Raw genomic sequence first — 23,403 nt, forward strand, 5'->3', positions numbered from 1 at the left:
GAAGTACCGTACTGCCGATTTGTTGCAGGCGGAGTATAGTGTTGACCCAATGACAGACTCTAGTGTGACCTCGCATCAATCCGATCCCGCGAACCGGGCGCGCCTGCGCTGGCGCAGCCGCCGCGGCCTGCTTGAAAATGATCTCATCCTCACGCGCTTCCTCGATGCGCATGAAGAACAGCTCACGGATGAAGAGGTCGATGCGCTGACACGTTTGCTCGACCTGGCGGACAATCCCCTGATGGACCTGATCCTGGGGCGTGCGGAACCGGAAGGCGAGCTTGACGTGCCGCATGTGCGCGCCTTGCTGGCACGCCTGCGGCAAGCCTGAGCCGCACCGGCATACGAGAATTGTGTTGATTTTTATTTTGTAGACTCACCTCCCAAGAAGGAAGTGCCATGAACATCTCTGATAACAAAGCTACCCTGTCGTTCTCCGATGGCAGCCAAGCCATCGACATGCCGATCTACAAGGGTACGGTAGGCCCGGACGTCATCGACATCCGCAAGCTGTACGCCCAGACCGGCAAGTTCACCTACGACCCAGGCTTCATGTCGACGGCGGCATGCAACTCGTCGATCACCTACATCGATGGCGACAAGGGCGAGCTGCTGTACCGCGGCTACCCGATCGAACAGCTGGCGGTCAACTGCGACTTCCTCGAAACCTGCTACCTGCTGCTGAACGGCGAACTGCCGAACGCGGCACAGAAAGCGAAGTTCTCGGACACCGTGACCAAGCACACGATGGTCCACGAGCAGATGCAGTTCTTCTTCCGCGGCTTCCGCCGCGATGCGCACCCGATGTCGGTACTGGTTGGTACCGTCGGTGCGCTGGCATCGTTCTACCACGACTCGCTCGACATCAACGACCCGCATCACCGCGAAGTATCGGCAATCCGCCTGATCGCCAAGATGCCTACGCTGGTCGCGATGGCCTACAAGTACTCGGTCGGCCAGCCGTTCGTGTACCCACGCAACGACCTGTCGTACAGCGCCAACTTCATGCGCATGATGTTCGGTAATCCGTGCGAAGAGTACCAGGTCAACGACGTGCTGGTACGCGCGCTCGACCGCATCCTGATCCTGCACGCGGACCACGAACAGAACGCGTCGACCTCGACCGTCCGCCTGGCCGGCTCCTCGGGCGCCAACCCGTTCGCATGTATCGCAGCCGGTATCGCCTGCCTGTGGGGCCCTGCCCACGGCGGCGCCAACGAAGCGGCACTGACCATGCTGAAGGAAATCGGCTCGGTTGAAAACATCCCGGCGTTCATCGAAAAGGTGAAAGACAAGAACTCCGGCGTCAAGCTGATGGGCTTCGGTCACCGCGTGTACAAGAACTTCGACCCGCGTGCCAAGCTGATGCGCGAAACCTGCCACGAAGTGCTGCAAGAGCTGGGCCTGCAGGACGACCCGCTGTTCAAGCTGGCCATGGCACTGGAAAAGATCGCGCTGGAAGACGAATACTTCGTATCGCGCAAGCTGTACCCGAACGTCGACTTCTACTCGGGTATCGTACAGTCGGCACTGGGCATTCCGGTCTCGCTGTTCACCGGTATCTTCGCGATGGCTCGCACCATCGGCTGGATCGCCCAGTGGAACGAAATGATCGCCGACCCGGAACAGAAGATCGGCCGTCCGCGCCAGCTGTTCATCGGCTCGACCCCACGCGACGTACCAGCGATCGACAAGCGCTAATCCCGTTTCGACGCCAACAAAAAAGCGAGCCTCGGCTCGCTTTTTTGTTGGCCTGGACTGACGCCAGGGCACCGTTCGATTGTTCGATTGAGTGCTACATGGTCTGCAAGACATTAAACACACGCATGCCAAGGCCGACCGCGACGCTCAGCAAGCAAACGATCTCAACGACGCGATGCAGCTTCCGCGGCCCGATAGCCGCCTCCTGTGTGAGCCGCGCCGACATCCGCCATTCCGGCGTCAGCGGCGCGAAGAATGCGCTGATCGAAAACAGCACAAAGCCCGCTCCGGTCAACAGCTCGCTTACTGCCCCGGTAGCCGCGAACCTGAACAGCGCAGGTACTCCGGTCAGCAGGAACAATGCAGGCCACGCCAGCCGGCTCATGAGACGAAGCTGCAGCTTGCTGGCGAGTGGTAAGGATTGATTCATTTGATGGTCTTTCGTGTAGAGGGGGGCTCCGAGGCAAGGCCGCCGGAGCCCGTTCAAATGCCGCTTGCCGCGGACTGCTTTTCATACTTCTTGATCAGTTTGCTAAACCTGCCCTGGCCGTTTTCCGCCAACCAGTTCCACATGGTCTCCACGTGCGGACGGTTGCGCGCAAAATAGTCCTTGTTCACGGCAACCCAAATGTGGTGCGTAACAATCGGCTTATCGAGGCGCATGACTGCTTTGCCGAAGTTCCTCGCAACCCATGCGTCCATGTCCCCGAGCGCCGATACGGAAACGGCATATCCATCGATCCGGTTGCGTACCAGCTTTTCCAGGTTGCGCGCCGGGTTGACGCCACCGTCGTCGATCTTGAAACCAAGGTTGCGCAGCGGGGCCACCATCGGTACCGCGTGATTGATGCCGAGCCGTCGCTGGCGAAGCGCCTGCGCCGGTTCGGCGTCCTTCAGGATCGCGTCGCCGGCGCGTACGTAGACCACGATATGCAGCCGAAGCGCCTTGGCAGGATCGAGCTTGCCGCGCGCATCTACCGGCAGCGCGTAATTCTCGAGATCGGCCTGGGTGGCCTCGAGCGGGATCGCATCGAGGACGCCCAATTGCGCGGCGGCGCGCAAGCGGGCCAGCGGCAGCCGCGTCGTCCTGAGCGGGCAGTTGGCGCTGGCGGCAATTTCGTGCACGAGGTCGATGCCCGCGCCGCGCGGCCTGGATTCTTCGGGGCCGGTACCATGGTAGTAGGGCGGGCGGTGCTGGTCCATGTACCCGAACAGCATCGGCGTGCAGGCGGCGCTGGCCTGGCCTGCTGCCGCAAGCAGTGCAAGCGTGGAAAGGGTAAGAACGAAACGCATCGCGAACGCCAGAAAATAGACCAGCAATTATAGTCTGCCGGGTTGGGTGATTGGCAAGATATGTCGTGGCCGTCCCGCGCCATTGTGTACAATCGCTTGCGCTTCACCGCTGGCCGCGGCACGCGTGCCGCACCGATAGACCCAGACAAACACCGACGAGAAAACGCAAATGAAGAAACTGATCGTGTCCGCTTTCCTCTGCCTGTTCGCCTTTGCCGCCGTCGCAGCGACGCCCTCCGCGGCCGAGACGCGGCAGAAGGTCAACGCCTTTGTCGACGAGTGGCACGACGACGCCGCCCATGCGCGCCTGGCCTACTTCGACAAGATGGCGAAGGACGGCATCTACATCGGCACCGACAAGACCGAGCTGTGGACTCGCGACGAGTTCAAGGCCTGGGCCAAGCGCTTCTTCGACCGCAAGAAGGCGTGGGCATTCACCGCCATCAAGCGCAACGTGTACATGTCCGAAGACCGCAAGTTCATCTGGTTCGACGAACTGCTGAACACCCAGATGGGCATCTGCCAGGCCAGCGGCGTGATCCGCAATACCGGCAAGGGTTTCGAGATCCAGCATTACCAGCTGTCGATCGCCGTGCCGAATGACGTGGCCGACAAGGTGACCCAGCTGATCAAGGAACACGAGGCGCAGCCTGCCACGAAGAAGTAAGGCGCATTGCCAGCAAACGCCCATGCACACCCGCCCATACGTCGGACGCTTCGCGCCATCGCCCACCGGCCCGCTGCATGCGGGCTCGCTGGTGGCGGCGGTCGCCAGCTATCTCGACGCGCGCGCCCACCATGGCACATGGCTGGTCCGCATCGAGGACATCGACGAAGGCCGCACCGTTCCCGGTGCAGCCGAAGGCATCCTGCACCTGCTGGCGACGCTGGGCATGCACCCGGACGGCGAGGTGGTCTGGCAAAGCGCGCGCAAGCAGCTCTACCAGGAAGCCGCCGACAAGATCGCCGCCCACACTTATCCATGCGGCTGCAACCGCCGCGAGATCGCCGACTCGCGCCTGGGCCTCGCTCCCGACGGCTCGGCGATTTATCCGGGTACGTGCCGGCACGGCCTGGCCCCCGGACGAACCGCCCGCAGCCTGCGCGTGCGCGTGCCTGACGCCGGCGCGGACGGTGAAACAGTGTCATTCACCGACCGCTTCGCCGGCACCGTCACTCAGCACCTCGCCACCGAGTCGGGCGACTTTGTGCTCAAGCGCGCCGACGGCTTCTGGGCCTACCAGCTGGCGGTGGTCGTCGACGATGCGGAGCAGGGCGTTACCGACGTAGTGCGCGGCACCGACCTGATCGACTCGACCCCGCGCCAGATCTATCTGCAGCGCCTGCTGGGCGTCCCCACGCCGCGCTACCTTCACGTGCCCGTTGTGCGCAATGAACTTGGCGAGAAGCTGTCCAAGCAGACTGGCGCCGTGGCGGTTGCGCCGGGTGACGCGCAGGCCGCCCTGGCCGAACTGCAGCGTGCAGCCGGCTTCCTTGGGCTGGACGTCGCCGGTGCGGCAAGCATCAGCGAGTTTTGGCAAAAGGCCGTGCCGGCCTGGTCGGAATTGCTAAGCGAGCGTGGCGTCCGGTAGTCCGGCGCCGCTTAAGACTCGCGCTTTTTCAGCACTGTGATATGGCCATCCGCCTCGAGGAACGCATACTCCATTTCTTCCCGTTTGCAGTCGGCCTCGCGCATCGCTTCCTCGACTTCCGCGTCCGACAGGCGGCATTTCTTGATGACGTCTTCGTAGAAGAAGCCATGACGTCCGAGCAGCACCGCGGTGCCGTCGAGCATCTTGTCCATTTTCTTGCTGTGCGCCGACAGGAAGGCCATCAGCATGTTCAGCGCGACGAGTACGGCCGCGACGATCAGGCCGCCACCGACCGACTGGTCGCCCCCGGTCAGCGCGTTCGACACCGATTCACTCAGCAGCATGACCACCAGCAGGTCGAAGGGCGTGAACTGGCCGACGGTTCGGCGCCCCGATACTCGCATCATCCCCAGCAGGACAAGGTAGACAATCGCCCCGCGGACGACGAACTCCCACCAGTCGAGTGACATGTCGAACATGTTGATCCTTTGCGATAAACGGACAGGATTGCGACCGGCCTATCTTTTCATATTGTAAATAGGTATGCCAACACGCTAAGTCAGGTGGGTTCACCGAGTCATTCGAAGATCGAATGCAAATTGCCTGAGAATCGAGAGGTTGACGTTGCGGTAGGCTGGATGCGTCGGGTTGGGGATCATGTTCGCTTCTTTGGGGACGATTACTGTCGGGACGCGCAGAACAAGTTCCTTACCCGCCGGAAGCCGCCGCCGGATGCCGCAGCCGCCATGCCGCCAATTCCTTGCGATAGTGCTCCATCGCATCCTCATACAAGTCGAACACGCAGGGCGTGCATCCGCTGCGGCAGCAGTCTTCCAGCGCCGGCTGCACCGGTTCCGGCGGCGGCGGATCGGCCACCACAGCGGCCTTGGCGGTGCGGACGCGCTTCACTTTTCCTTGTCGAGGATGGCCTGGATCTCAGCGCGCTCGCGTTCGCTGACGTGGCCACGCAGCGCGGCCAGGATCAGGTCCTTGCCGGAACCGGCGAAGGCCTTGTGGATCAGTTCCTTGATCAGGCTGGTTTGCCAGGTGTCCTGCGGCTGGGCCGGCGCGTACACGTGCGCCTTCTGGCTTTCGTCGCGTGTCAGCAGACCCTTGGCGTGCATCACCTGCAGCAGGCGCAGCACGGTCGCATAGGCCATGTCCGGGCGCGTGGCGACGGCGGACTCGTGCACCTGCCGCGCCGTGGCCGGACCGAGCTGCCACAGCAGGCGCAGCATTTCCAGTTCGGCGGCGGTCGGCTTGGGGACGGGAGCAGGGGAAGTCATGGTGGCGGGGTGAGTCGGGGTTGAACCTAGAATAAATGATCTAGACTGGAATGTCTAGGGCAGCGATATTCCACGAACTTCTTGCCCCCGCCGCAAGTCTTATGGTTAACGCGCCCTGCATCGTGTGGCCGGGCGCGTTTTTTAGACGGGAGGCTTCCATGAATCTCGAAAGTAACGTTGGCGGTGTGGACCGTGTGGTTCGCATCGGAGGTGCCATCATCCTGGCCGGTCTTGCGATCTTTGGCGACCTTGAGACAGTCTGGAAGGCGGTATGCTGGATTTTCGCGGCATATTTTGCCGTCACGGCGGGGATAGGTTACTGCCCGATAAATACGCTGTTCGGCATCGATAGCAGCGGACGGGAGACGCCCATCATCAAGTAGCCGGGTCCGCAACAATGGAAGGGTAGTTTATGGCATTTCAGGAATTCAAGGCATGCATGGACGCATGCGATGCCTGTGCGGACGCGTGCGACTACTGTTCCGCAGCCTGCCTCAAGGAAGAGGACGTCAGTATGATGGCCCAGTGCATCGCACTGGACATCGACTGCGCCCAGCTCTGCCGCATGGCCTCATCCTACATGGCGCGCGGCAGCGAATTCGCCGTCGCGGTGTGCCAGATGTGCGCCGATGTGTGCGATTCGTGCGCAGACGAATGCGGCAAGCACCAGGCCGTTCACTGCCAGGAATGTGCGAAAGCCTGCCGGCGCTGCGTGGAGGAGTGCAGGCGCACCTGCGGCATGGCGCCGCCGGCCAGCGTGGAGGCTGAAGGCTCCAAAGCGCAATAGGAAGCGGGCGTCAGGTCTCCGCCCATTGGCGGAGCAGGTTGTGGTAGTGGGAGGTTAGGCCCACCAGTTCGGCGCAATCGCCGAGGCGGGCGCGCAAGCTTTGGATGTTCTGGTCGAGTTCGAGCAGCATGCTGCGGCGCGCGTCGGCGCGCACCATGCTCTGGACCCAGAAGAACGAGCACACGCGTTCGCCGCGGGTCACAGGCTGCACCTTGTGCACGCTGGACGACGGGTAGACGATCATGTCGCCCGCCGGCAGCTTGACTTCGTGCTCGCCGTAGGTATCGATGACGTTCAGTTCGCCGCCGTCGTACTCTTCCGGATCGGACAGGAACAGGGTACACGACACGTCGGTCCGCAGCGGCAGGGCGCTGCCCGCCACCTGGCGCACGGCGCCGTCCACGTGCGCGCCGTAATGTTCGCCGCCGGCGTAGCTGTTGAACAGCGGCGGCACGGTGCGCAGCGGCAGCACCGCCGCAAAGTAAAGGGGATTGGCGGCCAGCGCGGCAAGGACTGCCTGGCCAAGATCGCGCGCCACCGGGCTGTTCTCCGGCAGCTGGCGGTTCTGCTTGACCTGGGCGCCTTGCGCGCCAACCGTGCCGCGCCCATCCACCCAGTCGGCCCGCCCCAGCGCATGGCGCATAGCGGCGACCTGCTCGAGGGTCAGTACCTGGGGGATGTGCTGCATCATGGCGTAGGCTACTTTCTTAGAAGCGGATGTTGGCGGTCAGGCTGGCCGAACGCGGCGCACCAGGCGTGTAGCGGTAGCCGCTCTTGTTGATCGCAGCAATATAACGCTCATCGCTCAGGTTGTACACGTTCAGCTGCAGCTCGACATTCTTGCTGACGTTGTACGCGGCCATCGCGTCAACCACCCAGTACGAATCGACAAACTTCGGTGTGCCGATGGCGCTGTCGGTGCCACGCAGCAGCTCGTCGACGAAGCGTGCACCGCCGCCCAGCTTGATGCCGTTAGGCAGGGTGTACGCGGTCCAGCCGGTGAAGGCCTGCTTTGGCGTGTAGCTCAGGTTGTTGATGCCGCTGGCAGTCACAACCTTGCCCGATTCCACTTCGGTATCCATGCGGGTATAGCCTGCGCTCACCAGCCAGTTGCGCGCCACCTGTCCGGTCACGCCCAGCTCGATGCCTTGCACGCGCTTGCGGCCGGTCTGGTAGTACTGCAGGTCGACCGGGTCTTGTTCCACTTCGTTCTTGACGGTGGTGCGGTAGGCGGCAACGGACACGGTGACCTTCTTCTTCAGGAAGTCCCACTTGGTGCCGATTTCGGCGGTGGTGGAATCCTGCGGCACGAATTTCGGGTTCGATGCGTTGTTGGCCGATCCGGACAGCACCAGGTTGGTGCCGGGCGGCTGCTTCGACGTGGCCACCAGCGCATACACGCTGCTGTCCGGAGTCGGCTTGTACAGTGCCGACAGCTTGCCGTTGACCAGCGTGTCGCTCACACCCAAGTCGAGCGGTACCAAGGTACCGACAGGCCGGGTAGGGTGGCTCGTTGCGGTGGTCAACACCATGCTGTCGTAGTCGACCTTGAAGCGGTCGGCGCGCACGCCGGCGTTGATGATCCACTTGTCGCCAAGGCGAAGCGTGTCGAACACGTACAGGCTCTGGGTGTCGACCTGGGCTTTGCTGGCCACGCCGTTCGGACGCGGATTCAGGCCGGTGACCGGCAGCGACGGATTCGGCGGGTACAGGGGGGCAGGCAGCAGGGTGCCGAGGCCAGTGTAGCCCACGTTGCGCTGTTCTTCGGCGGTCAGTTCCAGGCCAGCGACCAGGGTGTGGCTGATCGCGCCGGTGCCGAAGTCGGCGGTCACAACGCTCTGGTTGGTCAGGATCTTGTTCTGCTGGTCCTTGACGGTGCGGGTGGTGCGGGCCAGCGTCCAGGTGTTCGGGTTGGCCGGGTCGGGCGTCAGCAGGTTGGCGGTGTTGCCCATGAACGCGGTCAGCAGGTAGTTCTGGTCGGTTTTGCCGTAGCGCGTGGTGTTCTGCACGCGCAGGGTCTTCGAGAAGTCATGCTCCAGGCGCACGGTGAACATGTCGGCCTTGACCTTGTCGAAGTCGGTGTCCGAGCCGTAGAAGCCTTGCGGGTCGACCGGCTTGGCTGCGGTGATGAACGGGCGCTTCGGATCGGGGCTGGAGTAGCCAGGCAGGCCGACGGTCGGCACGCCGCCGTCGGGCACGTTGTCCTGGTCCACGTGCAGCAGGTTGAAGTAAGCGCGGGTAGGGCCGTTCAGGCCGAAGGTCAGCGACGGCGCCACTGCCCAGCGCTTGTTCTTGACCACGTCGCGGGCCGGGTTGCCGCTGTCCTGCGCCAGCACGTTCAGGCGGAAGGCGCTGCCCTTGGCGGCATCGATCGCCTGGTTCAGGTCGGCGGTGGCGCGCTTCTGGCTACCGCTGCCGACGGTCACGCTGCCGGTGAACGCGTTTTCCAGCGAGGCCTGCTTGGTCACCAGGTTGACTGAGCCGGTTGGCGAGGCGCGGCCGTTGTCGGTGCCCGCAGGGCCCTTCAGCACGTCGATCTGTTCGATGTTGAAGACGTCGCGCGAGATCGAGCCGATGTCGCGCACGCCGTCGACGTAGATGCTGCTCGACGAATCGAAGCCGCGCATGTAAATCGAGTCGCCGGTGGTGGTGTTGCCGTTCTCGCCCAGGAAGAAGGTGCCCACGCCTGGCGTGTTGCGCAGCGCTTCGGTCAGCGTGACCGCGCCTTGTTGCTGGATCAGTTCCTTCTTGATGACCGTGATGGTCTGTGCGGTATTGACCAGTTCTTCCGTGTATTTCGGCGACGATGCCTTCTCCGCCTTGAATTCGTTCTCGGCAGCGCCGTTGACGACGACTTCATGCATCGTGCGCGACTGCTGGTCCGGCGCTGCCGGTGCGCCGTCGGCGGCGTGCGCCGCGACCGGCAGCAGCATGGCTGCGATGGCGGTGTGGATGTGCTGGTTGAAATGGGTCTGTGCGTGCTTGCGACTCTTGATTGCCATGTGCTTTTCTTCTGTCGATGGTTGCGCTGGCTACTGCACGCATGGACTCGGGAGAGGCTGGCTACAGATGGCTTGCGATTTACGGGTGGTGGCAGGATTGTAAGGATTTATTCGCAATGAGTAAATGAGAATCGTTATCAATCGCATTCAAGATGTGCGATTTGGCAACGTCTTCGCTTAATAGACGTCGCGCCGATAGCGTCCTTCGGCCTCGAGCGCTTCCACCGCGGCGGCGCCGAGCGCATCGACCAGCACCTGGTGCACGCCCGAGGCCATGCCCTGCAGGCTGCCGCAGACGTAGATGGCCGCATCCTGCTCTACCCAGGTTCGCAGTTGCTCCGCGTGCAGGGACAGCGCATCCTGCACGTAGCGCGGGCCGGCATGGTCGCGCGAGAAGGCGAGGACAAGGCATTCCAGCGAACCTTCGCGGCGCCACGTTTCGATCTCCTGCCGGAAGAAGAAGTCGCGGGCCTCGTTGCGCTCGCCGAACAGCAGCCAGTTGCGCGTGTCGCCGTTGGCGATGCGGGCGCGCAGGTGGGCGCGCAGCCCGGCGATGCCGGTGCCGTTCCCGATCAGGATGAGGGGCCGCGTGGCGTTGGCGCCGAGGCGGAAGCGGGTATGCGGGCGCACGCGCAGGGCCAGCGTGTCCTGCGCCGTCGCGCCCTGGCACAGCCAGCCCGAGGCCGCGCCATCGCTGCCGTCGTCGCGCACGTGCAGGCGCACCAGCAGGTCGAGGCGGCCGTCGGCCGCAGCCGACGCGATCGAATATTCGCGCGGATAGTCCGGGTCGGACGGAGGGCTGAGCTGGACCAGGTCGCCCGCTTCCCATGCGGGCAGGGCGCCGGCGGCCGGCACCAACGACAGGTGGAACACCGGCGCGCCCGCGCTGCCGGGGTTGACCAGCTTGCGTTCGGCGATGCGCCAGGGTTCGTAGGCGGGCGCCACCCAGTCCGGCGCGTCGGCGGTACCGGCCAGGTGGCTGAGGTGATGCTGCCATTCGGCGATGCCGGGACCGGCGCCGCGGTCGACCTCGATACGCCCGAACAGCGGCTGGGCGCCGCGCGCCTGCAAGGCCTGGTCGAGCCAGCGGCCGAAGCCGCAGTAATTGGAATAGGTGCTGTCGCCCAGCGCCATCACGCCGAAGTGCAGCTGCGACAGCTGGGCGGTGGCGCGGGCGAGCCGGCTGGCAAAGCGCGCGCCGCTGTCGGGCGGGTCGCCTTCGCCATAGGTGCTGGCGATGAACAGGATGCGGGTGGCCGACCGCAGCGTGGCGTCGTCCAGGTCTTCCACGCTGATGCTGCGCGCGGCCAGCCCGGCGGCGCGCAGGGTGTCGGCGGTTTGCTGCGCCAGGTATTCACCGGTGCCGGTCTGGCTGGCGTGGGCCACCAGCCAGTCGGCCTCGCCGCCGCCTGCATCGGCGCTGCGCTTGCGCACGGCGCACACGACGGCCAGGCACATGCCGGCGTAGGAAGACAGCAGCAGGGCCGCACCGGCCCAGCGCACCGGGTCGATGGTGATCATTGCAGCATTGCGCGGAATGCGCTGGAAGTGATTTCGGTAAGTTCGCCGGCCGCGCGCAGCAGGAAGCGCGCGGCCAGCTGGTGCTGCTCGGCGAATGCCAGCCCTTCTTCGGGGCCGAGTACCGACATCGCGGTCGACAGCGCGTCGGCCGCCATGCATTCCTCGTGGAGGACGGTCACCGAGGCGACCTGGTTGCGGATCGGGTAGCCGGTGCGCGGGTCGAGCGTGTGCGACGCGCGCCGCTCGTTGTGGCGGAAGTGCTGGCGGTAGTCGCCCGAGGTGGCCACCGACAGCCCGTGCAGCGCGACGATGACTTCGCCGCTGTGCGTGCCCGGCACGCCTTCGAGCGCCACCCACCATGGCTGGCCGTCCGGCTTCATGCCGGAGCCGCGCAGCTCGCCGCCGACTTCAATCAGGTAGTGGCTGATGCCGCCCGCCTCGAGCCGGCGCGCCAGCTGGTCGACCGCGAAGCCTTTCGCCACCGACGACAGGTCGAGCTGCACGCCGCCCGGCTGCAGCAAGCGCTTTTGCGCCGGGTCGAATTCGATGCGGTCGCCGTCGCGGCGTGCCACCAGCGCCTCGATCGCCTGGTCCGACGGCACGAAGAACTCGGGCTGGTCATAGCGCCGTTTGGCGCCGAAGCCCCACAGGTTGACCAGCGCGCCCGCGCACGGATCGTAGGCGCCGCCGCTGGCCTCGCGCACCCACAGGGCATAGGCCAGCACTTTGGCGAAGGCGTCCGGCACGCGCTGCGAGCTGCCGGCGCCGGCGTTATTGAACTGGCTGAGGTTCGACTCAGGTTCCCAGTGGCTCATCTGGGCCACCACCTGGTCCAGTTCCTTCTCCAGCTGGTCCTCGATCTTGCTCAAGCCGCGCGGGGGCACGACCGCCTTCACCGACCACATGGTGCCCATGGTGCCGCCGGACATGTCGATCACGCGGTGCGACGCCGGAGGCAACTCGCCGGAGATTGCAAGGGGAACGAGGACGCTGCGCATGCTTACTCTGGCAGGACTTCCAGCGATGCCGTGTAGCTGTAGCGGCGCGGATTCGGGCCCGGTGGCTGTGCGCCCTTGGCCAGACCGGCCGGATAGCTCGCGCTCATCCAGTACCAGCCGCCGTCAGGCAGCTTGACGCTGGCCTGGCCGTTGGCGTCGGTGGACAGGCGGATCTCGCCCAGCACGCCGCGGTGGCGCACGCCGCCCGGGACCAACGAGAACGGGAAGTTCGCCAGCGGCTTGCCGTCGAGGGTGAAGCGCCAGGTGGCGGTTTCGCCAGCGCGCAGCTCGTTCGGGTGGGTGACCGGCACCATTTCAAGTCCGACGCCGCTCGGCTTCAGCGCGCCGTTGCTCGACTTGTTGGCGCTGACGAAGGTCTCGATGCGCGCATGCTGCGAGCCCGATTGCAGTTCCACCGCGTTGGCCGGCACGTCCTTCTTGAATGCCTCCTCGGAGCCGCGGAAGCGGCGGGTCTCGCCGCCTTCCTTCCAGCTGGCCATCATCGTCACGTTCGAGGTGCTGACCTTATAGGTGCCCGGCTTCGGCATCTTCAGTTCGAAGCTGGCGCGCGACTTTTGGGTGACTCCGGCCGGGGCGGGCGTGCTCACGCCGTCCGGGTCGGTGACCATCACGCCGTCCAGCTTCATCGCCATGTGGTCGAAGTCGAACAGGTTTTCGGACACGGCGCCGTCGATCAGCACCACCGGCTCCTTGCCGTCGGCGGTGCTCAGGGTCGGCAGCAGCCACGGGCGGTGGGCGCTGGCCTGCAGCGACAGGGTGGCCAGCACGGCGGCCAGCAGGACATTTTTAGTATTGGTCATCTCTCTGGCTCCGATTATTTAGACACCTGGACGCTGACCGCGCCCAGTTCTTCCTTGCCGCTGGCGCTGAACGACTGGCCCGGCTTGAGCGGCAGCGTCAGCGGAACGCGCACCAGTTCGCGGCCGCCCGCTTCACGCGCCGCCTCGATCACCAGCTTGTAGTCGCCGGCCGGCAGCTTGTCGACCTGGGTGCGGGCCGGACCGAAGGTCATGCTCTGCTGGCCGGTGGCGCGGGTTGCGCCGCTGACGCCGTCGACCGGCAGGTCGAGCTCGCGGCCGGCCTTGCGCCACCAGGTGCGCAGGTCCTTGACCCATTTCAGGCCACCGTTGTCCTTCTTCTTCACGTCGTACAGCACGGCCAGGTTCGAGGCGACGCTCTGGTCGGCGCGTTCGAGCCAGATGGCGACATACGGGCGGTGGTATTCGGCGACGTTCAGCTGCGGAATCTCGAACTTGACTGCGAGTTCGGCGCCGACGGCCCAGCTGCTGAGCATTGGAAGCGTGAGGGCCAGCGTGTGTTGTAATTTCATGGGGCGATCTGACAGGGTGGGTTAATGGATGAAGAGGATGGCGATCAGGACCGGCGCGATGATGCCGAAGCCCACTACAGGCCAGGTCGAGGGGCGGTTGGCCGCGTGCAGTTTCAGGATCAGGAAGCCGGTGATGGAAAACGCCAGGCAGGCGATCGCGAAGATGTCGATGAACCAGCTCCACACAGGGCCGGTGTTGCGGCCCTTGTGCAGGTCGTTCAGCCACGAGATCGCGCCGCGCGAGGTCACTTCATACTCGGCGGCGCCGTCGACGCCGATGCGCAGCCACGCGTCGCCACCGGGGCGTGGCAGCGGCACGTAGGCGTCTTCAGGGCTCCATTCGGCATTGACGCCGTCGACGTCGATGCCGAAAGTGGTGCGTACCCAGCCTTCGACGGCGGGCGGCAGCGGGGCGCTGGCGTCGGCGTGCTGTTCGGCCGACTGCTCCATGCGGGTGCGCAGCGGCGCGGGCAGTTCGGCCTTGCTGCTGGTGACCTGCGGCTTGGCCTCGATCTGCGCCGCGTGATTGAGCGTGAAGCCGGTGGCGCTGAACATCAGCATGCCGAGCAGGCACATGGCGGCACTGATCCAGTGCCACTGGTGCAAAGTCTTGAGCCAGATGGCGCGGCCGGCGCCGGGCAGGGCTGGACGGTCGGTCGGATTGGATGCGGGCATGCGGTCGTTGTTGGGAAGAGCTCGTTAATGCAAATAGTAACGATTCTCATTTACATCGTCAACGACTATTGAAGTCAATACAACTACATTATGCTGCCAACCCCGGCGCTGGAGCGCAGCCACGCCGCCACGCCGGCGAAGCAGGGATACTCAGCGGTAATCACAAACGTGGGGATCGTGGCCAGGTAGCCGGCGAAGCGGCCCTTCTGCTCGAAGCGGGTGCGGAAGCCCGAGCCGTCGAAGGCGCTGCCCAGGCGCGGGACGATGCCGCCGCCGATGTAGATGCCGCCGATCGCACCCAGCGTCACAGCAAGGTTACCGGCGATGGTGCCCAGCATCTCGCAAAAACAGTCCACGGCCCCGGCGCACACCGCGCACTCCCCGGACAACGCCAGCGCGATGACGTCGGCCGGCGAATGGGCCTGCGCCGGCAGCCCCGCGCGCTCGGCAAGGGCGCGGTACACCAGCACCAGGCCGCTGCCGGACATCAGCCGTTCGGCCGACACGTGGGGGAACTCGCGCCAGGCGAAACGCAGGACAGCTATTTCGCGCTCGCTGGCGGGCGCGAAACTCACGTGGCCGCCTTCGCTGTCGAGGGCTTCCCAGCCCCCTTTCGACGGCACCAGGCCGGACACACCGAGACCCGTGCCGGCGCCCAGCAGGCCGATCGTGCCGGCGTCGGCAGCCTGGCCGCCGCCGACCTGGCGCAGGTTGCCGGGCGCCAAGTGGGGCAGTGCCAGGGCCAGCGCCTTGAAGTCGTTGATCACGCCAAAGCGCGCGAAGCCGAACTCGCGCCGCACCGCCTCGATGGAAAACTGCCAGTGGTGGTTGGTCATCCGCAGCAGGTCGCCGTTGACGGGATTGGCGACGGCGATCGCGGCGTCCCATGGCGTTTCCCAGGCTGCGGCTTCCGGCAGGGCGAGGTAGGCGCGCAGGGCGTCCTGCAAGGTCGCGAAGCCGGCGCACGGCAGCACCCGGATGCACTCCAGCTGGCCGGGCGCCACTTCAAGCGCGAAGCGCGCATTGGTACCGCCGATATCGGCCAGCAGGGACGGCCTCGGACGCGCTTCGGCCGCGCGGGACATCAGGAAATCAGCATGCATGATGGAAGAAGTGAAGTTGAAAAAAGGCAAGGCGAGAGCGCCTTGCCCAATCCCTGCGGACAGGGACCTTGAGATTTAACTTAGAAGCGGTACAGCACCGAGGCTTCGACCGCGCGGCCGAAGATCGGACGTGCATTGATCGGGCCGCTGCTTTGCGCGCCGGTCAGGCGCGAATTGCCTTCGGTCAGGCCAAGCTCGTTGCTCAGGTTGGTGCCGGCCAGGCGGAATTCCCAGTGGTCGCCCACCGTGGCCAGGATGCCGGCGTCGAAGGTCTTGTACGACGGCAGGTAGGACAGGTTGGCCTGGTCGGCCCAGCGGTCGCCGATGTGGGTATAGGTGCCGTACAGCTTGATCGCGTTGTCGCCGAGCGGGATGCGGTAGCTCGGGGTCAGGCGGAACTGCAGGTTCGGCTGGCGCTGGACTTCGTTGCCGGCGATGGCAGGGTTGTCCTTGTATTCCGAGTTCTGGTAGTTGCCGGTCAGGGTCACCTGCAGGTTGGTGATCGGGCGCACCGCCAGTTCGAATTCGACGCCATGGCCTTTCGAGCCGCTGACCGAGTTAAGCACCGCGCCGATGGTGATCTGCTGGAACGAGATCCCGCTGAAATCGGTGACGAAGGCGTTGATGTAGGCACTGTACAGCGGCGTAGCCGTCTTGAACCCAAATTCATACTGCGACACTTCCGGGGTCGGCACGCCGTTGCGGTCGTTCAACGCGGCCTGGGTGCCGGCGTTGCGCATGTCGTCGAAGAAGATGAAGGTGTGGCCCTTGTTGACGCGGGCGAACACGCTGGCGTTCGGCGACAGCTTGAGCAGCGCGCCGGCGGTGAACGAGTTGACGCTGTCGTCGCGCTCCAGGTTGGTGAAGGTGCCGGTCGTCATCGAGGTGCCGTTGTTGTACACGGTCAGCGGATTGTTGTCCGTGTCCATCGACGTCAGGTTGGAGACGCGTGCGTGCACGCTTTGCTTCTCGCGGCGCGCGCCGACGTCGATCTTGATGCGGTCGTTGACCTTGAACTCGTCGGCGATGAACAGCGCCAGGTTGTCGCCCTTGTACGAAGCGGTCGGCGCGTAGAACACATTGCCATCCTTGCCCTGGTTCGACACGATCACGCCGTTGGTCAGGCGCACGTCGATCAGGCTGGCGTTCGGGGTGGCGGTCATCAGGTGGCTGCTACCCAGGTACCACTCGTCATTGGACTTGTAGTCGGCGTAATAGAAGCCTGCGGTCACGGTGTTGTCCTTGCCAAGTTCCTTGCTCGCGCGGAATTCATTGGTGAAGGACTTCAGCTGCTTCTCGACCGACCACAGGCCGGCCTGCACCACCTGCTGGGTCGGGCTGACGGCGCCGCCCTTCACGAAGGTCATGCTGCCGGAGGTCGCGGCCGCGGTCGGATTGTGGGCCGCGTTGGCGTTGGCCAGGTAGGCGGCGGCGCTGAGCGGATTGTTACCGGTGAACATGGAGATCGTGTTCAGGTCGCCATCGAAGTAGTTGGCCTTGTTGGAGAAGTCCCAGCTGCCGATGTTCTGTTCGTAGTTCAGGCCGAACACAGTGGCGTCCATGCCGCGCCCGTCGGCGAGGTCGCGCGACAGGGTCTTGCCGGGCGCCGCGTCGATGGTGAAGTGGCGCATTTCGTTGCTCATCAGTGTGCCGGTGAGCGGATCGAAGCCAGGGAATTCGGTGATGGTGCGGCCGTTGTTGCTGGAGATGAGGGGCACGCCGGTGTAGAAGGCATTCTTTTCCTTGGTCGAGCGCACGTAGGCGGTCACTTCGCCGCCGTCCAGCATGCGGGTGAGGGTGGCGCTCAGCTGGTGGCCGTCGTCTGCCTTGAACTGCGGGTCGCGCACGCCATGCGACTCGCGCACGAAGCCGCCGATGGTGCCGTACCAGCCGTCGGCGATCTTGCCGCCGAAGAAGCCGTCGACGCGGCGCAGTTCGCCGGTGCCGGCCGTGAAGCGCAGCGTTCCTTCAGGCGTGTCGCTGCCTTTTTTCAGCAGGAAGTTCATGGTGGCGCCTGGCTGGCCCACCGAGTAGATGGTGCTCGGGCCGCCGCGCAGCACTTCGACGCGCTCGATGGTGTCGTCAAGGCGGAATGCCGACGAGCCTTCGAAGAACGACAGGACCGGCACCGGGTAGATAGGGTTGCCGTTCAGCTGGACCGACACGAAGGGCGAGTCGCTGCCGGATGGGAAGCCGCGCACTTCGATGTTGGCGCCGGACTGGCCGCCGGTGGCTTCCGCGTATACGCCCGGTACCAGCTTGAGCACGTCCGCCGTGCTGCTCGGGGAGGCGGCCTTCAGCTGTTCTTCGGTGGCGGTGGTGATCGAGAAGCTGGTGTCGATCTTGCGGGTGCCGCTGGCCGACGCGGTACCGGTGACGACCACGGTCTGGATCTCCTTCGACACCGCATCCTGCGCGGTGGCGGCCGGCGCATCGGCGGACTGGCCGGCGGCCTGGGCCTGGCTGACCAGGGTGAGCACTGCCAGTCCGATCGAGGACAGCATCAACTGCTTGTGACTTTTCATGTTAACTCTCTTTGTTATGGTGTGAAAATCCGTCTCCTGGACAGGCCAGCCGCGCTGCGCGGCTGGCGAAGTGCCTTGCTGTCCCTGCCTGGATGTGTTCCGGGCGCGGCTTCAGGCATGCCGCCGCACTATGCTGGTGCCCCGGTGCACCGAAAAAGACGAATCATTGAAACAAGAAATGTTATCGATGTCAATCAGAATGTTATCGATGTCAAAAAAAATGACATCGATAACAATTTTTGTTGGCAGGGCGCGCAAATCTGGCATAATGCGCCGGTATTGTTGTTTTACCGAACATGGATCGAGCTGAATGGCTGCAAACAAAAGTGGAATGCCAGCGAACGAGGCTGGCCCGACGATGGAGGACATCGCCCGTGTAGCGGGGGTGTCGACCATCACGGTGTCGCGCGCCTTGCGCGCCAGCCCGCTGGTCACCGACAAGACGCGCGAAAAGGTGCGCCGCATCGCCGAGGAACAGGGCTACCGCCTGAACGTCAGTGCGCGCAACCTGCGCATGCGGCGCAGCTATTCGATTGCCGTGGTGGTCGAAATGACGCCGATTAAAGGCCGGCCGATGTCGGACCCGTACCCGCTTGAACTGTTGGGCGGCATCACGCAGGAGCTGACCACCGCCGGCTACAGCGTGGTGCTGACCTCGAAGCAGCTGCTCGACACCGCACCGGTGCAGGGCGCCGACGGCATGATCCTGCTGGGCCAGGGCACGCACGGCGAAGCGGTGCGCGTGCTGCAGAAGTCCGGCCTGCCGCTGGTGGTGTGGGGCGCGCCCGAAGATGGCGGCTCGTACGTCGTGGTGGGCAGCGACAACCGCAAGGGCGGCATGAGCGTGGGCCGGCGCTTCCTCGGGCAAGGCCGCAGGCATTTGATCTTCCTCGGCGATGTCGACCACGCCGAAGTCAAGGAGCGCTGCGCCGGCTTCATCGAGGCGCTGGACGGCCAGGCCACCGTGCACATCATCCGGCCCAGGGCCTTCACCTTCGAGGCCGGCTTCGACAGCATCGCGTCGCTGCTGGTGAAGAAAGGCCGCAGCTTCGACGGCGTGTTCGCCGCCAGCGACCTGCTGGCCATGGGCGCCATCCGCGCCCTCACCGAGACCAGGCTGCGGGTGCCGGACGACGTCTCGGTGATCGGCTACGACGATACGCCGGGCGCCGCCAGCTTCGTGCCGCCGCTGACCAGCGTGCACCAGTACCTGCGCGATGGCGGCGTGCTGCTGGCGAAAAAAATCCTGGGCATGGTGAACGGCGAGGTAGTGACGTCGGAGATGCTGCCCACCGAACTGGTGGCGCGCCAGACCTGAACAACCGTATCCACAGCAATTACCACTTGAAGAACTCCCCCATGCGGTCCGGAGGGGAGCCCACTTGACCTTAAAAAAGGAAATCCCGTGCCACAGCCGAGCCACAACCATACCTTTCCCCTCGACCCGTGGCGCGTGTGCGAAACCGGGCTGGATACCGCCAACAACTTCCTGAACGAGACCCTGTTCGCGCTCGGGAACGGCTACATCGGCCTGCGCGGCTGCCATGAGGAAGGCTACAGCGGCCCGGCTGGCCAGTCGCTGGACGGCACCTACCTGAACGGCTTCTACGAATCGGAGCCGATCGTCTACCCCGAGGGCGCCTACGGCCTGGCCAGGAACAACCAGTTCATGCTCAACGTCCCGAATGCCAAGGGGATCGAACTGTGGATCGGCGACGAACGCTTCGACCTGGCCCAGGGCACCGTTGCGGCCTACAAGCGCGAGCTCGATTTCCGCACCGGCGTGCTGGCGCGCTCGCTGGAATGGACTTCGCCGGGCGGCAAGCGCGTGGCGCTGGCCAGTCGCCGCGTGGTCGCCTTCGACGACAAGCACCTGTTCGCGATCGACTACCACGTCACGCCGCTGAACTTCTCGGGCCCGCTGCGGCTCGTGTCGCAGGTGGACGGCGCGGTGAAAAACCAGGAGGCGGGCGACGACCCGCGTGTCGGTTCGGCGGTGTCCGGCCCGACCCTGCGGCTGGTTGCGCTGGAGCAGGGCGGCACCACGTCGAGCATCACCCAGCGCACTCACAACAGCGGCTTCGTGCTGGTGAGCGCGATCGATACCGACGTAAGCTGCTGCGGCGCCGTGCAGGTGCGGGCCTACCAGGCCGGCCAAGTGGCGGGACAGTCCTTCGAACTGCATGCCGGACAGGGCGAGACCGTGCGCCTGACCAAATTCGGCGTATATTATTCGTCGCGCGACTACGCTAAACAGGAGCTTGCCGCGCTGGCGCAGGAAGCGCTGGCGCAGGCGCGCGCCAACGGCTTCGAAGCCCTGTGCACACGCCAGGCAGCGTACCTGGCAGATTTCTGGGCCCGCGCCGACGTGGAAATCGCCGGCGACGACGCGCTCCAGCAAGGCATCCACTTCAACCAGTTCCACCTGCTGCAGTCGGTCGGGCGCGACGGCAAGACCAACATCGCCGCCAAGGGCGTCACCGGCGAAGGCTACGAAGGCCACTACTTCTGGGACACCGAGATCTATATCTTCCCGTTTTTCTTGTACAGCAAACCGGAAATCGCCCGCAAGCTGCTGGACTACCGCTACGCCGGACTGGCGCAGGCGCGCGAGCGGGCGCGCCAGATGTCGCACGCGAAGGGCGCGCTGTACCCATGGCGCACCATCGCCGGCGAGGAATGCTCGGCCTACTACCCGGCCGGCACCGCGCAGTACCACATCAACGCCGACATCGCGTACTCGATCAAGCTGTATTACGAAGCGACCGGCGACCTGGATTTCATGGCGCAGGCGGGCGCAGAGATTGTGCTGGAAACGGCCCGCATCTGGCTCGGCATCGGCAGCTATGACCGCGGCGGGCGGTTCTGCATCAACGAAGTGACCGGGCCGGACGAGTACACCGCGCTGGTCAACAACAACTACTACACCAACGCGATGGCGCGCATGCACCTGCGCTTCGCCGCGGATATGCTGGACACGATCCGCAGCGAGCGCGCCGGCGACTTCGCACGCATCGCCTCCGCCACCTCGCTCGACGAAGGCGAGGCTGCCGAATGGCGCCGCGCCGCCAACGTGATGGCGCTGCCTTACGACGCCGCGCTCGGCATCCACGAGCAGGACGACAGCTTCCTGTCCAAGAAGGTGTGGGACTTCGCCGCCACGCCGAAGGAAAACTATCCGCTGCTGCTGAATTACCACCCGCTGGTGATCTACCGCCACCAGGTTTGCAAGCAGGCCGACGTGGTGCTGGCGCTGCTGCTGCTGTCCGACCAGTTCACGCTGGACGACAAGAAGCGCGACTTCGATTACTACGAAGCGGTGACGACCCACGATTCCTCGCTGTCGTCGTGCATCTTCAGCATCATCGCGTCCGAAGTCGGCTACCACGACAAGGCCTACGACTACTTCATGGAGACGGCGCGCCTCGACCTGGACGACACCCACGGCAATACCCACTACGGCGTGCACACGGCCGCGATGGCGGGCACCTGGATGGGCGTTGCCTACGGCTTCGGCGGCATGCGCGTCACCGGTGGCGAGCTGCGCTTCGCGCCGACCCTGCCGATCAAATGGACGCACTACCAGTTCCAGGTTCACATCCGCGGCGCGTTGCTGCGCATCCGGGTGGAGCAGGGGGCTGCCGAATACACGCTGATGAACGGCGAAGCGCTCCAGTTCGCGCACCACGGCCGCACCATTTCATTGACCAGCGCGGCGCCATCGGCCCGCATCGACCGGAAGCACGCAGCATGAGCAGGTTCAAGGCAGTCATCTTCGACCTCGACGGCGTCATCACCGACACCGCCCACTATCACTACCTGGCCTGGAAGCGGCTGGCCGAATCGGCCGGCGTGCATTTCGACCAGGAGTTCAACGAGCAGCTGAAGGGCGTCGACCGCGTGGGATCGCTCGAGCTGATCCTGGCCGGCGCGGCGCGAGCCTTCTCCGCGCAGGAGAAGCTCGAGATGGCGGACGCCAAGAACCGCCATTACCAGGAACTGATCTCGACGATGTCGGCCGCCGACCTGCTGCCCGGCGCTGTCGATGCACTGGCCGCCGTGCGCGCCGCCGGGCTGCGCATCGGCCTGGCCTCGGTCAGCAAGAATGCCTTCACCGTGCTGGAGCACCTTGGCATCCGCGACCGCTTCGACTACGTGGTCGATGCGGCGACAGTCAAACAGGGCAAGCCGCACCCGGAGATCTTCCTCACGGCTGCCGAACGCCTCGGCGTGGCGCCTGCCGACTGCCTTGGCGTGGAAGACGCGGTGGCCGGCGTGGCCTCGATCAAGGCCGCCGGCATGTACGCGCTCGGCGTCGGCAGCCCCGCCGTACTGACCCAGGCCGACCGCGTCATCCCGGGACTCGACCAGTTCCGCCTCGAGGACTATTAGCAGCAGCCTTGATGAAGTAGCGCCCACATATAAAAACCAGAAATCCAGGAGACCGTGTGAAAACCCAGCGCATCATGCTTGCCCTTTTCTTGATCTACTTTGTGTTTGCGATCCTGCTGAACAGCGTCGGGACCGTGATCCTCCAGGTGATCAACACCTACGACGTCAGCAAATCCGGCGCCAGCGTGCTGGAGGCCTTCAAGGACCTGCCGATCGCGGTGGTGTCCTTTTTGGTGGCTTCGTTCCTGCCGCGCATCGGCTACCGCAACGCCATGCTGGCGGCGCTGGCACTGGTCACCTGCGCCTGCGCCGCCATGCCGCTGGCACCGTCCTTCCTGACCACAAAGCTGCTGTTCATGTGCGTGGGCATCGCGTTCGCGCTGGTGAAGGTGTCGGTGTACTCCACCCTGGGCCTGGTCGCCACCGACCGCCGCCACCATGCGGGCCTGATGAATACGCTGGAAGGAGTGTTCATGGTCGGGGTGCTGAGCGCCTACTGGATCTTCGCCCACTTCATCGATTCGGCCAACCCGAAGTCGCACGGCTGGCTGCAGGTGTACTGGGTACTGGCCGGCCTGTGCGCCGCGACCTTCGCGCTGGTGCTGGCCACCCCGTTCGACGAGAGCACCGCCGCGCTGCCGGAAGGGCGCAGCCGCTGGGACGACTTCACCGCGATGCTCAAGCTGTTCTTCAAGCCGCTGATCTGCGTGTTCGTCATCACCGCCTTCCTGTATGTGCTGGTCGAGCAAAGCGTGGGGACCTGGCTGCCGACCTTCAACAACGAGATCCTCAGGCTGCCGGCGGCGATGAGCGTGGAAGTCACCAGCATCTTCGCGGCCTGCCTCGCGCTGGGGCGTCTGTCGGCCGGTGTGGTGATGCGCCGCGTGCACTGGTATCCGGTCATGAACGCCTGCGTGATCGGGATGGCGGCGATGGTCCTGCTTGCGCTGCCGCTGACCCGCGACCTGGCCATCGGCGCCGACGTGACCTGGGCCAGCGCGCCGCTGGCCGTGTTCCTGTTCCCGCTGATCGGCCTGTTCATGGCGCCGGTATACCCGGGCATCAATTCGGTCATGCTCAGCTCACTGCCGAAGAACCAGCATTCCGCGATGACGGGCTTGCTGGTGATCTTTTCGGCGCTGGGCGGCACCACCGGTTCCTTCATTACCGGCTACGT

Annotated in this window: 24 protein-coding genes; 10 read left to right on the top strand and 14 right to left on the bottom strand. The window is 64.8% G+C overall.

The window, feature by feature from the left end; all coding sequences use genetic code 11:
* The first annotated feature begins 49 nt into the window (after positions 1 to 49).
* Complete coding sequence (locus tag D3872_RS20005) at positions 50 to 331, top strand: FAD assembly factor SdhE (RefSeq protein WP_119812460.1); 282 nt, start codon at positions 50 to 52, stop codon at positions 329 to 331.
* A gap of 68 nt (positions 332 to 399) precedes the next feature.
* On the top strand, positions 400 to 1,701 hold the full coding sequence (locus D3872_RS20010; RefSeq protein ID WP_119812461.1) for a citrate synthase: 1,302 nt from the start codon (positions 400 to 402) through the stop codon (positions 1,699 to 1,701).
* Positions 1,702 to 1,795: 94 nt separating this feature from the next.
* On the opposite strand, the gene D3872_RS20015 is transcribed toward D3872_RS20010, so the two are convergent.
* Positions 1,796 to 2,131, bottom strand: coding sequence for a hypothetical protein (locus tag D3872_RS20015; RefSeq protein WP_147373943.1), 336 nt, complete (start codon positions 2,129 to 2,131; stop codon positions 1,796 to 1,798).
* Positions 2,132 to 2,184: 53 nt separating this feature from the next.
* Positions 2,185 to 2,994 (bottom strand): substrate-binding periplasmic protein, encoded by an 810-nt coding sequence (locus tag D3872_RS20020; RefSeq protein WP_147373944.1) that lies wholly within the window; start codon positions 2,992 to 2,994, stop codon positions 2,185 to 2,187.
* A gap of 169 nt (positions 2,995 to 3,163) precedes the next feature.
* On the opposite strand from D3872_RS20020, the gene D3872_RS20025 reads away from it, so the two are divergent.
* Together D3872_RS20025 and gluQRS are read left to right on the top strand one after the other, a co-directional pair.
* Complete coding sequence (locus D3872_RS20025; protein ID WP_119812464.1) at positions 3,164 to 3,661, top strand: nuclear transport factor 2 family protein; 498 nt, start codon at positions 3,164 to 3,166, stop codon at positions 3,659 to 3,661.
* A 22-nt stretch (positions 3,662 to 3,683) separates the two neighbouring features.
* Complete coding sequence (gene gluQRS, locus D3872_RS20030) at positions 3,684 to 4,586, top strand: tRNA glutamyl-Q(34) synthetase GluQRS (protein ID WP_119812465.1); 903 nt, start codon at positions 3,684 to 3,686, stop codon at positions 4,584 to 4,586.
* Positions 4,587 to 4,597: 11 nt separating this feature from the next.
* Here the strand turns inward: gluQRS and D3872_RS20035 are convergent, their stop codons facing one another.
* The 3 genes from D3872_RS20035 to D3872_RS20045 all read right to left on the bottom strand — a co-directional run bounded on the left by D3872_RS20035 (position 4,598) and on the right by D3872_RS20045 (position 5,872).
* Positions 4,598 to 5,065 (bottom strand): DUF421 domain-containing protein, encoded by a 468-nt coding sequence (locus tag D3872_RS20035; RefSeq protein WP_119812466.1) that lies wholly within the window; start codon positions 5,063 to 5,065, stop codon positions 4,598 to 4,600.
* A gap of 229 nt (positions 5,066 to 5,294) precedes the next feature.
* Positions 5,295 to 5,495, bottom strand: a complete 201-nt coding sequence (locus D3872_RS20040; protein WP_119812467.1) for an oxidoreductase-like domain-containing protein — start codon at positions 5,493 to 5,495, stop codon at positions 5,295 to 5,297.
* Complete coding sequence (locus D3872_RS20045) at positions 5,492 to 5,872, bottom strand: BlaI/MecI/CopY family transcriptional regulator (RefSeq protein WP_119812468.1); 381 nt, start codon at positions 5,870 to 5,872, stop codon at positions 5,492 to 5,494. The genes D3872_RS20040 and D3872_RS20045 overlap by 4 nt, the downstream gene beginning before the upstream one ends.
* 158 nt (positions 5,873 to 6,030) lie before the next feature.
* Here D3872_RS20045 and D3872_RS20050 point away from each other — a divergent pair, with 158 nt between their 5' ends.
* Together D3872_RS20050 and D3872_RS20055 are read left to right on the top strand one after the other, a co-directional pair.
* The gene (locus D3872_RS20050; protein ID WP_182915871.1) at positions 6,031 to 6,255 is read left to right on the top strand and encodes a YgaP family membrane protein; all 225 of its coding nucleotides are present in this window, start codon (positions 6,031 to 6,033) and stop codon (positions 6,253 to 6,255) included.
* A 29-nt stretch (positions 6,256 to 6,284) separates the two neighbouring features.
* Positions 6,285 to 6,659 carry a four-helix bundle copper-binding protein gene (locus D3872_RS20055; RefSeq protein WP_119812470.1) on the top strand — a complete coding sequence of 125 codons (375 nt, stop codon included), beginning with the start codon at positions 6,285 to 6,287 and terminating at the stop codon, positions 6,657 to 6,659.
* Between the two features lie 10 nt (positions 6,660 to 6,669).
* Here the strand turns inward: D3872_RS20055 and D3872_RS20060 are convergent, their stop codons facing one another.
* From D3872_RS20060 to D3872_RS20100, 9 genes are all read right to left on the bottom strand, one after another.
* The gene (locus tag D3872_RS20060) at positions 6,670 to 7,350 is read right to left on the bottom strand and encodes a Fe2+-dependent dioxygenase (RefSeq protein WP_119812471.1); all 681 of its coding nucleotides are present in this window, start codon (positions 7,348 to 7,350) and stop codon (positions 6,670 to 6,672) included.
* Between the two features lie 16 nt (positions 7,351 to 7,366).
* On the bottom strand, positions 7,367 to 9,661 hold the full coding sequence (locus D3872_RS20065; RefSeq protein ID WP_119812472.1) for a catecholate siderophore receptor Fiu: 2,295 nt from the start codon (positions 9,659 to 9,661) through the stop codon (positions 7,367 to 7,369).
* A gap of 177 nt (positions 9,662 to 9,838) precedes the next feature.
* A complete protein-coding gene (locus D3872_RS20070) occupies positions 9,839 to 11,182 on the bottom strand; it encodes a sulfite reductase subunit alpha (RefSeq protein ID WP_119812473.1) in 1,344 nt (447 codons plus the stop codon).
* Entirely contained in the window at positions 11,179 to 12,180 is a 1,002-nt protein-coding gene (locus D3872_RS20075) for an FAD:protein FMN transferase (protein ID WP_119812474.1), read from the bottom strand. The genes D3872_RS20070 and D3872_RS20075 overlap by 4 nt, the downstream gene beginning before the upstream one ends.
* Before the next feature lie 2 nt (positions 12,181 to 12,182).
* Positions 12,183 to 13,001, bottom strand: a complete 819-nt coding sequence (locus tag D3872_RS20080) for a DUF4198 domain-containing protein (RefSeq protein ID WP_119812475.1) — start codon at positions 12,999 to 13,001, stop codon at positions 12,183 to 12,185.
* Between the two features lie 14 nt (positions 13,002 to 13,015).
* Positions 13,016 to 13,531 (bottom strand): DUF2271 domain-containing protein, encoded by a 516-nt coding sequence (locus D3872_RS20085; protein ID WP_119812476.1) that lies wholly within the window; start codon positions 13,529 to 13,531, stop codon positions 13,016 to 13,018.
* Positions 13,532 to 13,552: 21 nt separating this feature from the next.
* Positions 13,553 to 14,206 carry a PepSY-associated TM helix domain-containing protein gene (locus tag D3872_RS20090; protein WP_119812477.1) on the bottom strand — a complete coding sequence of 218 codons (654 nt, stop codon included), beginning with the start codon at positions 14,204 to 14,206 and terminating at the stop codon, positions 13,553 to 13,555.
* 83 nt (positions 14,207 to 14,289) lie between these two features.
* Positions 14,290 to 15,291, bottom strand: a complete 1,002-nt coding sequence (locus D3872_RS20095) for a glucokinase (RefSeq protein WP_229459435.1) — start codon at positions 15,289 to 15,291, stop codon at positions 14,290 to 14,292.
* A 98-nt stretch (positions 15,292 to 15,389) separates the two neighbouring features.
* Positions 15,390 to 17,834 (bottom strand): TonB-dependent receptor, encoded by a 2,445-nt coding sequence (locus tag D3872_RS20100; protein ID WP_119812479.1) that lies wholly within the window; start codon positions 17,832 to 17,834, stop codon positions 15,390 to 15,392.
* A 331-nt stretch (positions 17,835 to 18,165) separates the two neighbouring features.
* Between D3872_RS20100 and D3872_RS20105 the strand changes: the two genes are divergently transcribed.
* From D3872_RS20105 to D3872_RS20120, 4 genes are all read left to right on the top strand, one after another.
* The gene (locus D3872_RS20105; RefSeq protein WP_229459436.1) at positions 18,166 to 19,152 is read left to right on the top strand and encodes a LacI family DNA-binding transcriptional regulator; all 987 of its coding nucleotides are present in this window, start codon (positions 18,166 to 18,168) and stop codon (positions 19,150 to 19,152) included.
* 87 nt (positions 19,153 to 19,239) lie between these two features.
* Positions 19,240 to 21,588: a glycoside hydrolase family 65 protein gene (locus D3872_RS20110; RefSeq protein ID WP_119812481.1), complete on the top strand. Its 2,349-nt coding sequence runs from the start codon at positions 19,240 to 19,242 to the stop codon at positions 21,586 to 21,588.
* Entirely contained in the window at positions 21,585 to 22,226 is a 642-nt protein-coding gene (gene pgmB / locus D3872_RS20115) for a beta-phosphoglucomutase (protein ID WP_119812482.1), read from the top strand. The genes D3872_RS20110 and pgmB overlap by 4 nt, the downstream gene beginning before the upstream one ends.
* A 56-nt stretch (positions 22,227 to 22,282) precedes the next feature.
* Positions 22,283 to 23,403, top strand: a 1,121-nt coding sequence (locus D3872_RS20120; protein WP_119812483.1) for an MFS transporter, incomplete at its 3' end; no start/stop codon positions are given.

This window comes from Massilia cavernae (assembly GCF_003590855.1).
In the GTDB taxonomy this organism is placed as follows: domain Bacteria; phylum Pseudomonadota; class Gammaproteobacteria; order Burkholderiales; family Burkholderiaceae_D; genus Telluria_A; species Telluria_A cavernae.